This is a genomic window from Salinirubellus salinus (assembly GCF_025231485.1).
Taxonomy (GTDB): domain Archaea; phylum Halobacteriota; class Halobacteria; order Halobacteriales; family Haloarculaceae; genus Salinirubellus; species Salinirubellus salinus.
In genome coordinates this window covers 3,951,082-3,965,215 of sequence record NZ_CP104003.1, presented here as the reverse complement: position 1 = coordinate 3,965,215, position 14,134 = coordinate 3,951,082, and the positions used below count along the sequence as shown (strand labels likewise).

The window sequence follows — 14,134 nt, the reverse complement described above, 5'->3', positions numbered from 1 at the left end:
GCCTCAGACGATCTCTCCCTCGCGTAGCCGCTCGATGTCGGCCTCGGTGTAGCCGTACTCGGTCAGCACCTCGTCCGTGTGTTCGCCGTGGAGCGGCGGGTGCCGTCGGATGGTCGCGGGCGTCGACGAGAAGAACATCGGGCTCCCCGGCATCTCCACCGAGCCGGCGGTGGGGTGCTCGACCGACTGCCGCATCCCTCGGGCACGGACCTGCTCGCGGTCGAACACCTCGTCGAGCGACTGGACGGGACTGGCGGGGACGCCGGTCTCGTCGAGCCGGGTCATCAGCTCGTCGGTGGTGTAGTCGGCCAGTTCCTCGTCCAGCAGGGCGTCGAGCGTCTCGCGGTTCTCGACGCGCTTCGCGTTGACCTCGAACCGGGGGTCGTCGACGAGGTCCTCGCGGTCGATCGCACGGCAGAACCGAGGCCACATGTGTTCGGAGGAGACGGCGACGACCACGTAGCCGTCCCGCGTGGCGAACGCCTGATACGGCGCGATGGTCGGGTGCTTGCTCCCCATCCGCCCCGGCGGGTCGCCGGTGGCGAAGTAGTTCGACGCCATGTACGTCATCCACGCCACCTGCCCGTCGAACAGGCTGACGTCGATCTTCTGGCCCGTCCCGTCGCCGAACTCGCGGGCGAACAGCGCCGCGAGGATGGCCTGCGTGCAGTACATCCCCGCGCCGATGTCGGCGATGGCGACGCCGACGCGGACCGGCGGGCCGTCCTCGACCCCGGTGATACTCATCATCCCGGCCTCGGCCTGCATCACGATGTCGTACGCCGCGCGGTCGCGGTCGGGACCCCACTCGCCGTAGCCGGACAGCGAGCAGTAGACGAGCCCCGGGTTCTCCTCGTGGAGGTCCGCGTAGTCGAGCCCCCACTCGGCCATCTTCCCGACGCGGAAGTTCTCGACGAGGACGTCGGCCTCGCTCGCGAGGTCGCGGAACACCGCTCGCCCCTCGTCGCTGGCGAGGTTCAGCGTCACCGACCGCTTGTTCCGGTTGATAGAGAGGTAGTAGGCGCTCTCGTCGCTGTCGCCGTACGTCGGCGGGTGCCAGCCGCGGGTCTGGTCGCCACCGTCCCGCCGTTCGATCTTGACGACGTCCGCGCCGAGGTCACCCAGTTGCATCGTACAGAACGGTCCCGCGAGCACGCGTGAGGCGTCGAGCACCGTCACACCGTCGAGCGGACCAGTGTCGCCGTCGGGGTGTTCGGCCTCCCCGACCATCACCGGGCCTCCGTCGAGCGGTCGCGTCCGTCGTCGGCCGGGTACCGTCGGTCGCTAGCTGCTGGCATACCTGCGGGTCGGCACCGGCCGTAATAACGTCTCCCCCGACGTATCACTCCCCTGATAGACAGGAATATGCGGTAGTCGGGCGACCGGCGGGTATGGCAACCCGACGGATACTGCTCGCGGTCGGCGAGGACGAGGGGCGGGCCCGGCGGCAGGCCCAGGCCGTCACGGACCTGTTCGACCCCGAGGACACCGCGGTCGTCGTGCACCACGACTTCACCGACAACCCCGAGGGAGCGTACGTCGACCAGGTGGCCTCGGTGCGCCGCGCCCGCGAGGCACTCACCGACGCCGGCTTCGACGTGACCCTCGCCGAGTCGAGCGGCGACCCCGCCGCCGCGGTCGTCGAGGTCGCCGCCGACCTCGAGGTCGACTGTATCTGCATCGGCTCGCGGCAACGCTCGCCCACCGGCAAGGCCGTCTTCGGGAGCACGACCCAGCAGGTGCTGCTCGGCGCCGACCGACCGGTGCTCGCGGTGCCGGACGTGCGTGCCAGCGACTGACACCCCGACGACAGGCGGGCGAAACGTTATCTCGCTCGCCCAGGAGGAGTTGGCATGGGAAGCGAAGACAGAGCGTGGATAGAGGACGCGGTGGCGTTCCTCTCGGCACCGGTGCCCGACGAAGCCATGACGCGCGGGACGCACGTCGTCGCGGACGTCCTGTCGGCGGCGGTCGCCGGCGTGGACACCGACGCGAACGAACGGGTCGCGACCGGGATGTCGCTCCCGCCGGGCGACGCGAGCGTCGTCGGGACCACCCGGACGACCGACCCGGGGAGCGCCGCGCTCCTGAACGCGACCGCGGCCATCACCCCCGAGGTCGAGGAGGGCCACAACACCGGCGGGCACGTCGGCGCGAGCATCGTCGTCGGCGGGTTCGCGCTCGCCGAAGCCCACGACGCCGACGGCGAGGCGTTCCTCGAGGGCGTCGTGAGGGCGTACGAGCTGTGCACCCGTATCGAGAACGCCATCTTCCTGATGAAAGACCGGATGAACGAGGCACTGCCGTGGCTCCTCCGTGACCCCCACTCGACGTGGACGACAATCGGCCCGGCCGTGGCGGGGGCCATCGCGATGGGGGCCGACGAGGAGACCGTCGCCGAGGCCTTCCGGCTCGGGGCGAACCTCGCGGTCGTCTCGATGCACGACCCCTACGAGGAGGGCACGCCCGCCCGGAACTTCACCGCGGGATTCTCCGCACAGGCCGGCGTCAACGCCGCGCTCGCGGCGGTGGCCGGACTCGACGGGTCCCGGTCGGCAATGACCGAGGTGTACGACCCTCTCCGGGAGATGAAGGGTGAGGCGTTCGACGAGTCCTTCGCCGCCCTCGGGGACGAGTGGACGATACTGGAGAACTACTACAAGTTCACGCCGTCGTGCCGGTACACCCACGCGCCGCTCGGGGCGCTCGAACGAGTCGTCGACGACGTGCGGGTCGACGACGTCGAGTCCGTCGACGTGTACGCCTACCGCAACGCCTGCGACCTCGATTACACCGACTACACGACGATGACGAGCGCGAAGTTCTCGATCCCCTACGTCCTCGGCCGTTACCTCGCCGTCGGGGGCCGTGACCTCTGGCTCGACGACTTCACCGGCGACGCACTCGAGGACTCCGAGACCCGGGCGCTCGCCGAGCGCGTCCAGCTCCACCACGACGAGCAGTACGAGGAGCTGTTCCCCGAGCACTGGAGCGCGCGGGTCGAGGTGACCCACACCGACGGCAGGACCGTCGAGAGCGAGTGCATCGACGCTCCCGGCGACTACCGGAACTTCCCCGGGGAGGCCAGGCTCGTCGCGAAGTTCGACCGCCTGCTCGCGTCGCGGCTCGGCCCCGAGCAGGCACCCGGGGCGCTGGACGCGCTGCTCGGCGTGCGTGACAGTCAGGTCCGAGCCGTGGGAGCCACGCTCAGGCCGTGATCACTGGGCGGTGTAGCCGCCGTCGACGACGAAGCTCTGACCGGTGACGAACCGCGCGTGGTCCGAGGCGAGGAACGCCGCCATCGCGCCGACGTCCTCGGGTTGGCCGAGATACGGGAGCAGGGTCTGTCGCTCGAACTCGGCTCGACGCTCCGGGTCGGCGAGCGAGTCTCTCGTCAGTTCGGTCTCGACGACGCCCGGGCAGACCGCGTTGACGAGCACCGGCACGTCGGCGTAGTCGACCGCTAGCGACCGGGTGAGCGAGACGACGCCCCCCTTCGACGCGAGGTACGCCGGCTTCTCCGGCTGGGCGACGAACGCGAGCTGGGACGCGACGTTGACGATGCGCGGCGCGTCGCTCTCTTTCAGGTACGGCATCGCGTGCCGGGCACCGTGGTAGACGCCCGTGAGGTTCACGTCCAGCACGCGGTGCCACTCCTCGGGCGTGGTCTCCTCGACCGTCCCCGCGTGCGAGATGCCGGCGTTGTTGACGAGGATGTCGAGGCCGCCGAACCGTTCGACGGTCGCGTCGACCAGCGCGGCGACGGCGTCGTCGTCGGTCACGTCGCACTCGACGAACGCGGCCGTCCCGCCCAGGTCGTCGACACGTTCGGCGGTCGTCCGGTCGGCGTCGCTGGGTGGCGTCTCCTCGAGGTCCGCGACGACGACCCGGGCACCCGCGTCGGCGAGCGCGAGCGCGATACCACGACCGATGCCCGAACTCGCACCCGTGACGATGGCCGTCCGATTGGAGAGGTCGACGTGCATCTCAGTCCCGCCACTCCCTGATGCGCTTGCGGATCGAGATGAGGCCGTTCGGCAACACGAGCGCGATGAGTACGAGTGCGACACCGTAGACCACGTCGTCGAGGCCGATGATCTGGTCGACGTTCGCGCGGAAGAACTCCGCGAGCGGGAACACGAAGAGCGCGCCGATGATGGCGCCAGGGATGGTACCGAGACCCCCGACGACCGCCGGCAGCAGCACCTCGACGTTCTTCGAGAGGCCGAACACCGTCTCCGGACGGATGATCTCGAAGTACATGCTCCAGAACGCGCCCGCCCACGCCGTGAAGAACGCCGAGAGGCTGATGGCGAGCATCTTGTAGCGGAACGTGGGGATGCCGACGCTGGCGGCGGCGTCCTCGTTCTCACGGATGGCGAACAGGTACAGCCCGAGCTGTGACTCCTTCAGCGCGTACGCGACGGCCGTCACGATGACGAGGAACCCGAAGATGACGTAGTAGTACGGCAGGTCGCTCTGGAACTGGAACGCGGCCAGCCCGTACTCCGCGCCGTAGTCGCGGGGGAACGGCCGGTAGTAGCCGATGGCGCCGCCGAGTTCCTTCGTGTTCCGGACGACGACACCCATCAGCATGGCGAACGCGAACGTCGCCAGCGCGAAGTAGTGGCCCTTGAGCTCGTACCGGAAGTTCAGGAAGCCGATGAGCAGCGCGAGCAACACGGCGACGCCGCCGCCGACGAGCATCCCGAACCACGGGTTGATGCCGAAGTCGATAGCGAGCTTCTGGGTGGCGTACGCGCCGATGCCGAAGAACGCAGCGTGGCCGAAGGAGAAGTAGCCGGTGAACCCGGAGATGAGGTTCCACGCCTGACTCGAGAACGCGAACACGAGCGTGACGATGAGGATCTTCAGCGTGAGGACGCTACCGAGACTGAGTCCCGCCATCTCGATCTCGATGAGGTACGGGAGCGCCGCGAGTAGGCCGAACCCGAGCACCGCCTTGATGTAGGCGCTGTACTCGTGCTCGTCGAGGCGGGTCAGAACCCCGCCGACGTCGGTCTCGGTGGAGGTGCTGTCCGCCATCTCAGGCCCTCCGCTCGCCGAACAGGCCGGTCGGCTTCAGGTACAGCAGGAGGACGAACAGCAGGAAGATGACGATCTCGTTGGTCGTCCCCGGCAGGTAGAACCCGCCGAACACCTGAATCGCACCGACGATGAGCCCGCCGACGAACGCGCCGGGCAGCGAGCCGAGCCCGCCGAGCACGACGATGACGAACGCCTTCACGAGGTAGCTCTCGCCGATGAACGGGTCGAACGGCGAGAAGATGACGATAGCCGCGCCCGCCAGCCCGGCCAGCGCGCTCCCGATGCCGACCGTGATGTGGTCGATGTTCGGCACGTCGATGCCGACGTACCAGGCACCCTCGCGGTTGTCTGCGGTCGCGCGGATGGCCGTCCCCAGCTCCGTCCGCTGGAGGAACACCCACAGCGCGGCCATGGCGACGATCGCGATGGCCAGGGCGTACGCCTGCCCCTTCGGAATCTGGGCGCCGAACAGCTGGTAGCGGCCGAGGTCCATCACGATGGACCGTGGGTCCGGTGTGAAGAAGATCTGCACGGCCGCGAGCAGGATGAACGAGATGCCGAGCGTGACGATGAACTGGTTCTCCTCGGGCGCCTCGATGATGGGTTCGATGGCCGTGACGCTGATGACGACGCCCAGCGCGAACAGTGCGACCACCGCGATGGGCAGGGCCGCGAGCGGATTGATGCCGACCGTCGTCGTGACGAAGTAGACGGTGTACATCCCGGCCACGATGAGCATGCCGTGGGCGAAGTTCACGACGTCCATCACGCCGAATATCATCGTCAGGCCGAGTGCGGCCAGCGCGAACACCCCGCCGAGCAGGAGCGCGAAGATGGTGAGTTGCAACAGTACTGGGTCGAGCGAGACGACGTCGCCAGCGAACTCGCTGACGGCACTGACGATGTCGTCGATAATGAGGGGGATGAGCATGTGCGAAGGTGGGTGAACGGGTTGTTAAAGATTGTTCTCGTGCCGGGTCAGAACTGTGCCTCGCTCTGCGCGTACCGCTCCGGCCAGACGACGAGTCCCTCGAGGTTCTGGACCTGGAACATCGGCGAGAGCGCGTTCGCGTTCTCACCGTTCTCCTGGAACTCGATCGGCGGCATCGCGGCCGGGTGGTCCTCGACGGTGATGGTCTTCAGCGTCTCGTTGATGTCCTCGGGGTCGGCCGAGCCCGCCTCCTCCAGCGCCGCCTGTACCACCTTCACCACCGAGTAGGTCATCGCGGCGTGCGTGACGCCGAGTTCACGCCCGAACTCGCGGCGGTAGTCGGCGAAAATCTTGTTCGTCTGCTCCTTGTTGAAGTCGAACTGGTAGTTGTTCCCGAACCCACCGTTCGCGAACTTCCCGATCTGCTTGATGATGTCGTTGTCGGTGAACGTCGGCGTCGACGTGCCCGTGAGCAGCGGCGGGCGGTAGTCGACGTTCTGCAGCGACTGCATCATCCGGATACCGCCGCCACCGTAGCCGACGAAGATGAACGCGTCGGCGTCCGCCTGCTTCACGCGGGTCGCCTCCGTGTCCATCGACTCCTGCCCGAACGTGTACGCCGAGTCCTCGAGGACCTCGACGTTCTGCTCCGGGAGCGCCGACATGAGCGTGTCGCGGATGGACTGCCCGAACGCGTTGTCGAGGTAGACGATCGAGGCGGTGTCCATCGTGACGTCGTTTGCCCGCGCGAGTTCCGGCATGAACCGTGCGTAGTCACCCGCCATCCCGCTGGCCGGCGTCTGGATGCGGTAGGCGTAGTTCAGCCCACGCCCCTGCAGGATGCTGTTCGCGACAGAGACGTCGATGATGTGGGGGACGCCGGCCCGTTCGGCGACCTGTGTGGCCGCGAGCGTCACCGGTGAGGAGTAACAGCCCGTGACGACGTGCGCGCCGTCCTCCTCGATGAGCTGTTGTTCGACGGGGCCACCCTCCTCCTGTGTCCCCTTGTTGTCGCGGCTGACGAACGTGAGTTGGGCACCGCCGAGCGACTCGATGCCGCCCTCCTCGTTGACGTGCATCGTCGCGAGTTTGCCCGCGTTCGTCATCGCCTGCCCGGCCGCACCGAGGAACCCGCTCAACGGGTGGTTCGCGCCGATGACGACCTCTTCGACCGTGTTCCCACCGGGGGTGCCGGTCGCCGTGCCGCCACCACCGTCGCCGCCATCTCCACCGGAGTCACCGTTCCCGTCCGTTCCACCGTTCCCGTCGTTGCCGTCGTTGCTCGTACACCCGGCAAGGCCCGCAGTGACGCCGACACCGATCGCTTTCAGGTAGGTCCGACGACTCCCGATTCGGGGGTTGCTATCTTTACTCATGCATACCGGTGATATCCGGTTGACCCCGGTGATATTTATAATTTCGTGCGGCCCAGCGAGCCACGGGCTGGTACGTGGCGGCTACCCGAGCGTCACGAGTACCGCACCGACGACGATGACGACCGCCGCGAGGGCCGACCGTCTGGAGACGAGTTCGAGGCCGCCGAGGAACAGCGCCGAGAGGCCCACGGCGAACACGGGCTGTGTCTGGACGAGTGGGAAGAAGACGCTCGCCGGCGTCCGCTGGAGCCCGACGAAGTAGCAGACGAAGCCGAGCGCCATGAGGACGCTGGCGATCGTGAACTGCCGGAGGCCTCGTCGGTCGATGGTCAGGAGGTCGGCGTGCCACCGGCCGACGACGACCGGCGCGACGACCAGCCACGCCGCGCTCATGTTGACGGCACCCGCGAGTATGGGGTCGATACCGCCGTTGAGCGCCGCTTTCCGGATGACGACCGCGACGGCGATGAGCAGCGCCGCCCCAACGGGTGTCAGGAGGACGAGCGGCGAGCGGTTCCGGCGTTCGACCTCCGCCCGCGAGTCTCGCGAGAGCCCCGCGACCCCGAGGACGATGACGCCGGTCCCGCCCGCGACCGCGAGCGTGACCGGTTCACCGAGGAACAGCGCGGAGAGCACGGCGACGAACAGCGGCGAGACCGCCACCAGCGACAGTGCCTTCCCCGGACCGACGACCTCGATGGAGAGGAAGTAGAGCCCGCGGGCGAGGACGCTCCCAACGACGCCGCTGAGCGCCACGAGCGCCACGAGGCCGGGGTCTGCAGCCGCCACGTCGGTCGTGACCACCGCCAGCGCGAGGAACACGGGGGCCGCGACCGTGAGCGACGTCAGCAGCAGGAACGCGGGCCGGGCGTGCTCGAGCCCGCGGCGGGAGAAGATACTCGCGGTCCCCATCAGCGCCGCGAACAGCAGGGCGAGGGCGATTCCGACGGTGGTCATCGGCCGGCTTCCTCGGGTCGCATCTGCCCGGATGCAGGCAGACCGGGTACAAGGTGTTTCCGACGATAGCGCACCGCTCGCGGCTGCCCAGTCACGGGTAACAGCTAAGTCGACACTGGCTCCACCTAGTGCCGATATGCGACTTCGTCCCACAGCGGGCGGTGAGCCAGCATGAGCGAGTACGAGCGCACGGCGGCGGCGTTCGCGGCCGACCTCGAGGCGGCCGACCTCCCGTCCGCGGTCCGGGACCACGTCGGACTGGTCCTCGCGGACACCGTCGGGGCCATCGTGGGTGGGTCGACCGACCCCGACACGGCCGCGCTGGCCGACCGGTTCGCCGCGGAGACCCCCGGTGAAGCGACGGTGCTCGGGACGGCCCACCGACTCGAACCTCGGTTCGCCGCGCTCGTCAACGGAACCGGGGGGACCGTACTCGAACTCGACGAGGGCCACAAGTACGCCGCCGGCCACCCGGCCATCCACGTCCTCCCCGCGGTGCTGGCCGTCGGGGAGACCCGCGATGCGAGCGCCGACGAGTTCGTGGCGGCGTTCGTCGCCGGCTACGAGGTCTGTGCCCGCGTCGCTCGCGCCAGCTACCCACTGGCCGACGGCTACCACCCACACGGCATCTGGGGTGCGGTCGGTGCGGCCGCCGGCGTCGCCCGACTCCGTGGCTGTGACGCCGAGACGACGCTCACGGCCATGCGCATCGCCGCGAACAGCGCCCAGCAGACGCTGATGGCCACCGCCACCGAGGGGGCGACCGTCCGGAACAGCTACGCGGGGAAGGCGAACCTCGACGGCGTACTCGCGGTCGACCTCGCGCGGGCCGGGTTCACCGGACTCGACGACGGCGTCGCCCGCCACCTCGCGCGCACCACGGGTGAGGGGTTCGACAGCGCCGAACTCGCCGACGGGCTCGGCGAGCGGTGGGACGTGCTCGGCGGCTACTTCAAGCGCCACGCCGCCTGCCGGTACACCCATCCGACACTCGACGCGCTCGACGACCTGACTGCCGATGCTCCCATCGACCCCGAGGCCGTCGCGTCGGTGTTGGTCGAGACCTACCCGACGGCCGCCGGACTCACACCCACTCGCCCGACGAACGCGCTGCAGGCGAAGTTCTCCGTGCCGTACGCCGTCGCCACCCGACTCCTGCACGGTACCTCCGGACGGGAGTCGTTCGCCGACGAGTCGCTCTCCGAGGAGACGTTCGACCTCGCCGAGCGCGTCGAGGTCGTCGTCGCCGACGACATCGCGGCGCGGCTCCCGGACACACGCAGCAGCCGGGTCACCGTCCGGTTCACCGACGGCAGCGAGCGCACCGCCGAGGTCGAACACGCCCGCGGTGGGGCCGAGCGTCCGTGGCGGGAGCCGGAGCTCCGGGAGAAGTTCGACGAGCTCGTCGTGCCCCTCCTCGGTGACGAGCCGACGAGGACCCTGTGGGACGCGGCCCGGAGCGGGGAGGCGGCCCCCGCCACCCTCTGTGCGACCGCTCGACGGTAGCTACCCGAGCCCGAGGTACAGCTCAATGAGCTCGTCCTCCTCACTCAGCTCCGACGGTGGGCCGTCGAAATGCTTCTCCCCCTGCGCGAGGATGTAGACGTGGTCCGCGATGCGGAGCGCGGCCCTGACGTTCTGCTCGACGAGCATGATCTGTGCGCCGTGGTCGACGAGCGTCCGCACCTGGTCGATGACGTTGTCGACGAGCGCCGGGGCGAGTCCCGCGCTCGGCTCGTCGAGCAGGTAGACGTCGGAGTCGGAGACCATCGCCCGGGCGAAACTGAGCATCATCTGCTGGCCGCCGGACAGCGACTTCGCCCTGCTCTGGAGCTTGTCGCGGAGCGCCGGGAACGCGGTCAGCGACGCCTCGATACGGTCGTCGACGGCGGTCTTGTCGGAGACCGTGTAGCCACCCATCTCGAGGTTCTCCCGGACGGTGAGGTTCGGGAACAGCCCGCCGTCCTGCGGGAGGGTGATGATGCCGCTCTCGACGACCTGGTTCGCGTTGTACTCCGTCAGGTCGGTGTCGCCGTACTGGACGGACCCCTCCCAGATGGGGACGATGCCGTTGAGCGCCTTGATGAGCGTCGACTTCCCGCTCCCGTTGGGGCCGAAGATGCAGGTGACGCCGTCGTGACTCCGCACCGAGACGCCGTGGAGTATCTCGGAGCTGCCGTACCCCGTGACGACGTTCTCGGCGACCAGGCGGTCGGGTTCGGGCCGGTCGACCGACTCGGACGACTCGCTCGCGGTCATGTGAGGAGGTCCTCCGTGGTCTCGGCGTCGGCGTCCGTCCCGAGGTACGCCTCCCGGACCCGGGTCTCGCGGGTCACCTCGTCGAAGTCGCCCTCGGCGATGACCTGGCCCTGGTCGAACACGGTGACGCTGTCGGCGAACCGCTGGATGAGGGACATGTCGTGCTCGACGATGACGAAGGTGGTCCCGCGCTCGTTCATCTCCTCCAGCCGGTCGAGGATGCGGTCCTGGAGCGCGGGGTTGACGCCCGCGGTCGGCTCGTCCAGCAGGATGCACTTCGGGTCGAGCATCAGCACCCGTGCGAGCTCGAGCAACTTCTGCTGCCCGCCGCTCATCTCGGACGCCTCGTTGTCCGCGATGTGGTCGATCTCGAGGAACTCGAGGACCTCGTCGGCCCGCTTCCCCTTCTCCTTGGTGACGCGCAGGCCGGGGGTGTGGACCGCGAGCAGGTTCTCGCGGACGGTGAGGTCCTCGAACGGGGAGACGATCTGGAACGTACGCGCGAGCCCCTGCTGGGCGATGCGGTAGGGTTTCCAGCCGCTGATGTCGGTGCCGTCGAAGGTGACGGTGCCGCCGTCGGAGCGGTAGAACCCGGTGAGCGTGTTGAAGAACGTCGACTTCCCGCTCCCGTTGGGGCCGATGATGCCTCTGACCTCGCCGTCGGCCACCGAGAGGGAGACGCCGTCGTTGGCGACGAGCGCACCGAACCGTTTGGTGAGCCCGTCGACATCGAGGAGTGGTGCCATCTGTCGTGTTACACTTCGTGCGCCGGTATTAAGCGTTTGTCTCGGTCGATCCGTCGCTCGGTCGAGGGGAACCGTTTTCCCCGCCGCCGGGAAACGGCGGGTGTGAGACCCGTGACCAGTGAACGCACCGCGCTCTCTATCGGGCTGCTGGACGACCTCGGAGTCGTCCGTGAGGCAGAGCGGCTCGGCTACGAGAGCATCTGGACCGGCGAAGGACAGGGCAAGACCGCGTTCGGGAAACTGGAGCGGTGGGCGACCGCCACCGACGAGATCGGCCTCGGTGCGTCCATCGTGAACGTCTACTCCCGGACGCCCGCCGTGCTCGCGCAGGCGACGGCGACGCTCGATGCGCACTCCGACGGCCGGGCCAGCCTCGGGCTCGGCGTGGCGCACCCGGGTGTCGTCGAGGGCTTCCACGGCGTCCCGTTCGAGCGACCCCTCCCCCGGATGGCCGAGTACATCGGGCTCGTCCGCCGGTACCTAGCCGGCGTGGACGAACCGTTCGAGGGCGAGTTCTTCTCGCCCGAGCGGACGAGGTTCTGGGAGGCGTTCGAGCCGGTCCGCTCGACGGTCCCCATCTACAACGCCGCGCTCGGCCCGGGCAACGTCCGCCTGACGGGCGAGTACGCCGATGGCTGGCTCCCGTACCTCTACCCCGTCGACCGCTTCCGCGAGGCGATGGGGTGGCTCCGCGAGGGTGCCGAGCGGGCCGGCCGGTCGGTCGACGACGTGGACGTGGCGATGTACCTGCTCACGTCGGTCGACGAGGACGCCGACGCGGCCTATCGTGCCGCGGCCCACCACGTCGTCCAGTACCTCCGGCACATCCCCGGCTACTACGAGGGCATCGCCCGCGAGGCGGGCTACGACGACGAGGTGGACGCCGCACAGGCCGCCGACACCGACGCCGACGCCGTGGACGAGCTCTCCGAGGGATTCGTCGAGAGCGTCGGCGTCGTGGGGACCCCCGACGACGTCCGGGCCCAGCTCGACGAGCTCCGGGACGCGGGACTCGACCTCCCCATCGTCCGCGCCCCGATGAGCGCCGACGAGGACGGCCTGCGGGACACGATGGCCGCGCTCGCGCCGGAGGGGTCATGACGGGCGACCTCGACGGCAGGGTCGCGGTCGTCACCGGCGGGGCGAGCGGCATCGGCCGGGATATCTGTCTCGCGTTCGCCCGCGAAGGTGCGAGCGCGGTGGTCGTCGCCGACCGCCAGCGCGCCCCCCGCGAGGGTGGCTCGCCGACGGACGAACGGCTCGCCGACGAGACCGACGCGGCCGCGGCGTTCGTCGAGTGCGACGTCACCGACCCCGAGGCGCTCGATACCGCCGTCGGCACGGCCGACGAGTTTGGCGGCGTCGACGTGATGGTCAACAACGCCGGCGTGTTCGTCCTCGCCGACTTCCTCGAGACGACCGAGGCGGAGTTCGACCGGGCGATGGACGTGAACGCGAAGGGGGCGTTCTTCGGCGCACAGGCCGCGGCCAGACGCATGGACGAGGGGAGTGTCATCAACCTCTCCAGTACCGCCGGCCTGTACGGCGTCGGCGACTACGTCGCGTACTGCGCGTCGAAGGGCGCGGTCCGGCTGATGACGTACGCGATGGCCGACGCGCTCGGTCCGGCCGTCAGGGTGAACGCCATCCACCCCGGCGTCGTCGAGTCCGAGATGACGCGGTCGGACTCGAAGGTCATCGGCACCGCGCGGGGCGACGCCTTCGAGGAACGCATCCCGCTCAGACGGTTCGGACAGCCCGAGGACGTCGCCGAGGCGGCCGTCTACCTCGCCAGCGACCGGTCGGCGTACGTCACCGGCCACTCGCTGGTGGTCGACGGCGGCATCCACACGACCGGATAGTCTCGCCCGGCTGAGAGGTGGCACAGGCGCTTTGTACCCCCGTCTCGCACGGGTGCCATGCGACTCGCAGACCGCATCGCGGACGACGAGCTACTGATGGTACACGGCGCCTGGGACGCGCTCACCGCGCGGATGGCCGAGCAGGCCGGGGCGGAGGCCGTCTACATGTCCGGTTCGTGTGTCTCCTCCTCGACACACGGAGGGCCCGACATCGGGCTGACGACGATGACCGAGATGGCGCGACGCGCCCGACAGATGGCCGGGGCCATCGACGTGCCGCTGGTGGCGGACGGCGACACCGGCTACGGCAACGCCCTGAACGTCCGGCGCACGGTACGGGAGTACGAGCGAGCGGGCGTCTCGGCCATCCAGCTGGAGGACCAGGACTTCCCCAAGAAGTGCGGGCACTTCGAGGGGAAACGCGTGGTCGAGGCCCCGGAGTTCGCCGCGAAGGTCGAGGCCGCCACCGAGGCGCGGGAGAGCGACGAGTTCCTCGTCGTCGCCCGCACCGACGCCCTCGCGGTCCACGGCGTCGAGGAGGCCATCCGCCGCGCTCGACTCTACCGGGAGGCGGGCGCGGACGTGCTGTTCGTGGAGGCCCCGACCGACGTCGAGACGATGCGCGAGGTCACCACCGCGGTCGAGGGGCCACACCTCGCGAACATGGCGGCGAAGGGGAAGACGCCGCCGCTGTCCCGCGAGGAACTCACCGGGGCGGGCTACGACGTGGCCATCTACCCGTCGGACGCGTTCAAGGCCGCGCTCCACACCATCCGGCACGTCTACGAGACCGTGATCTCGGAGGGGAGTCAGGCGTCGGTGTTGGACGAGATGGTCGAGTGGGGCGAGCGTGACGACATCACGCTGCTCCACGAGTGGACCGCCTTCGAACGAGCGGCCGACGAGCGCGAGGACGCGTACGCGGAGCGGTACGCGAAACTGGACTGAGGGCGA

Annotated in this window: 14 protein-coding genes; 6 read left to right on the top strand and 8 right to left on the bottom strand. The window is 69.1% G+C overall.

What is annotated here, in order from left to right:
- Positions 1-3: 3 nt before the first annotated feature.
- The gene (locus N0B31_RS20595; protein WP_260593527.1) at positions 4-1,230 is read right to left on the bottom strand and encodes a CaiB/BaiF CoA transferase family protein; all 1,227 of its coding nucleotides are present in this window, start codon (positions 1,228-1,230) and stop codon (positions 4-6) included.
- 161 nt (positions 1,231-1,391) lie between these two features.
- Between N0B31_RS20595 and N0B31_RS20590 the strand changes: the two genes are divergently transcribed.
- Positions 1,392-1,799, top strand: a complete 408-nt coding sequence (locus N0B31_RS20590; protein WP_260593526.1) for a universal stress protein — start codon at positions 1,392-1,394, stop codon at positions 1,797-1,799.
- A gap of 54 nt (positions 1,800-1,853) precedes the next feature.
- The gene (locus N0B31_RS20585) at positions 1,854-3,218 is read left to right on the top strand and encodes an MmgE/PrpD family protein (RefSeq protein ID WP_260593525.1); all 1,365 of its coding nucleotides are present in this window, start codon (positions 1,854-1,856) and stop codon (positions 3,216-3,218) included.
- On the opposite strand, the gene N0B31_RS20580 is transcribed toward N0B31_RS20585, so the two are convergent.
- The 5 genes from N0B31_RS20580 to N0B31_RS20560 form a co-directional block, all read right to left on the bottom strand.
- Positions 3,219-3,986 carry an SDR family NAD(P)-dependent oxidoreductase gene (locus N0B31_RS20580; RefSeq protein ID WP_260593524.1) on the bottom strand — a complete coding sequence of 256 codons (768 nt, stop codon included), beginning with the start codon at positions 3,984-3,986 and terminating at the stop codon, positions 3,219-3,221. It abuts the gene before it with no gap.
- Position 3,987: 1 nt separating this feature from the next.
- Positions 3,988-5,046 carry a branched-chain amino acid ABC transporter permease gene (locus N0B31_RS20575; RefSeq protein WP_260593523.1) on the bottom strand — a complete coding sequence of 353 codons (1,059 nt, stop codon included), beginning with the start codon at positions 5,044-5,046 and terminating at the stop codon, positions 3,988-3,990.
- Between the two features lies 1 nt (position 5,047).
- Positions 5,048-5,980 (bottom strand): branched-chain amino acid ABC transporter permease, encoded by a 933-nt coding sequence (locus N0B31_RS20570; protein WP_260593522.1) that lies wholly within the window; start codon positions 5,978-5,980, stop codon positions 5,048-5,050.
- Between the two features lie 47 nt (positions 5,981-6,027).
- Positions 6,028-7,356 carry an ABC transporter substrate-binding protein gene (locus N0B31_RS20565; RefSeq protein ID WP_260593521.1) on the bottom strand — a complete coding sequence of 443 codons (1,329 nt, stop codon included), beginning with the start codon at positions 7,354-7,356 and terminating at the stop codon, positions 6,028-6,030.
- 81 nt (positions 7,357-7,437) lie between these two features.
- Complete coding sequence (locus N0B31_RS20560; protein ID WP_260593520.1) at positions 7,438-8,313, bottom strand: DMT family transporter; 876 nt, start codon at positions 8,311-8,313, stop codon at positions 7,438-7,440.
- A 171-nt stretch (positions 8,314-8,484) separates the two neighbouring features.
- Here N0B31_RS20560 and N0B31_RS20555 point away from each other — a divergent pair, with 171 nt between their 5' ends.
- Positions 8,485-9,819, top strand: coding sequence for an MmgE/PrpD family protein (locus N0B31_RS20555; protein WP_260593519.1), 1,335 nt, complete (start codon positions 8,485-8,487; stop codon positions 9,817-9,819).
- Here the strand turns inward: N0B31_RS20555 and N0B31_RS20550 are convergent, their stop codons facing one another.
- A complete protein-coding gene (locus N0B31_RS20550; protein WP_260593518.1) occupies positions 9,820-10,572 on the bottom strand; it encodes an ABC transporter ATP-binding protein in 753 nt (250 codons plus the stop codon).
- Positions 10,569-11,318, bottom strand: coding sequence for an ABC transporter ATP-binding protein (locus N0B31_RS20545; protein WP_260593517.1), 750 nt, complete (start codon positions 11,316-11,318; stop codon positions 10,569-10,571). The genes N0B31_RS20550 and N0B31_RS20545 overlap by 4 nt, the downstream gene beginning before the upstream one ends.
- Before the next feature lie 111 nt (positions 11,319-11,429).
- Here N0B31_RS20545 and N0B31_RS20540 point away from each other — a divergent pair, with 111 nt between their 5' ends.
- Genes N0B31_RS20540 through N0B31_RS20530 form a run of 3 tightly spaced genes read left to right on the top strand, consistent with a single transcriptional unit; the run spans position 11,430 to position 14,128 of the window.
- Positions 11,430-12,419, top strand: coding sequence for an LLM class flavin-dependent oxidoreductase (locus tag N0B31_RS20540; protein ID WP_260593516.1), 990 nt, complete (start codon positions 11,430-11,432; stop codon positions 12,417-12,419).
- Positions 12,416-13,180 carry an SDR family oxidoreductase gene (locus N0B31_RS20535; protein WP_260593515.1) on the top strand — a complete coding sequence of 255 codons (765 nt, stop codon included), beginning with the start codon at positions 12,416-12,418 and terminating at the stop codon, positions 13,178-13,180. The genes N0B31_RS20540 and N0B31_RS20535 overlap by 4 nt, the downstream gene beginning before the upstream one ends.
- Positions 13,181-13,237: 57 nt before the next feature.
- Positions 13,238-14,128, top strand: a complete 891-nt coding sequence (locus N0B31_RS20530; RefSeq protein WP_260593514.1) for an isocitrate lyase/PEP mutase family protein — start codon at positions 13,238-13,240, stop codon at positions 14,126-14,128.
- Positions 14,129-14,134: the final 6 nt, after the last annotated feature.

Excerpts from the sequence above, each read along its gene's own strand:
- N0B31_RS20595 (WP_260593527.1), bottom strand. The coding sequence starts at position 1,230 with ATGGTCGGGGAGGCCGAACACCCCGACGGCGACACTGGTCCGCTCGAC.
- N0B31_RS20590 (WP_260593526.1), top strand. The coding sequence starts at position 1,392 with ATGGCAACCCGACGGATACTGCTCGCGGTCGGCGAGGACGAGGGGCGG.
- N0B31_RS20585 (WP_260593525.1), top strand. The coding sequence starts at position 1,854 with ATGGGAAGCGAAGACAGAGCGTGGATAGAGGACGCGGTGGCGTTCCTC.
- N0B31_RS20580 (WP_260593524.1), bottom strand. The coding sequence starts at position 3,986 with ATGCACGTCGACCTCTCCAATCGGACGGCCATCGTCACGGGTGCGAGT.
- N0B31_RS20575 (WP_260593523.1), bottom strand. The coding sequence starts at position 5,046 with ATGGCGGACAGCACCTCCACCGAGACCGACGTCGGCGGGGTTCTGACC.
- N0B31_RS20570 (WP_260593522.1), bottom strand. The coding sequence starts at position 5,980 with ATGCTCATCCCCCTCATTATCGACGACATCGTCAGTGCCGTCAGCGAG.
- N0B31_RS20565 (WP_260593521.1), bottom strand. The coding sequence starts at position 7,356 with ATGAGTAAAGATAGCAACCCCCGAATCGGGAGTCGTCGGACCTACCTG.
- N0B31_RS20560 (WP_260593520.1), bottom strand. The coding sequence starts at position 8,313 with ATGACCACCGTCGGAATCGCCCTCGCCCTGCTGTTCGCGGCGCTGATG.
- N0B31_RS20555 (WP_260593519.1), top strand. The coding sequence starts at position 8,485 with ATGAGCGAGTACGAGCGCACGGCGGCGGCGTTCGCGGCCGACCTCGAG.
- N0B31_RS20550 (WP_260593518.1), bottom strand. The coding sequence starts at position 10,572 with ATGACCGCGAGCGAGTCGTCCGAGTCGGTCGACCGGCCCGAACCCGAC.
- N0B31_RS20545 (WP_260593517.1), bottom strand. The coding sequence starts at position 11,318 with ATGGCACCACTCCTCGATGTCGACGGGCTCACCAAACGGTTCGGTGCG.
- N0B31_RS20535 (WP_260593515.1), top strand. The coding sequence starts at position 12,416 with ATGACGGGCGACCTCGACGGCAGGGTCGCGGTCGTCACCGGCGGGGCG.
- N0B31_RS20530 (WP_260593514.1), top strand. The coding sequence starts at position 13,238 with ATGCGACTCGCAGACCGCATCGCGGACGACGAGCTACTGATGGTACAC.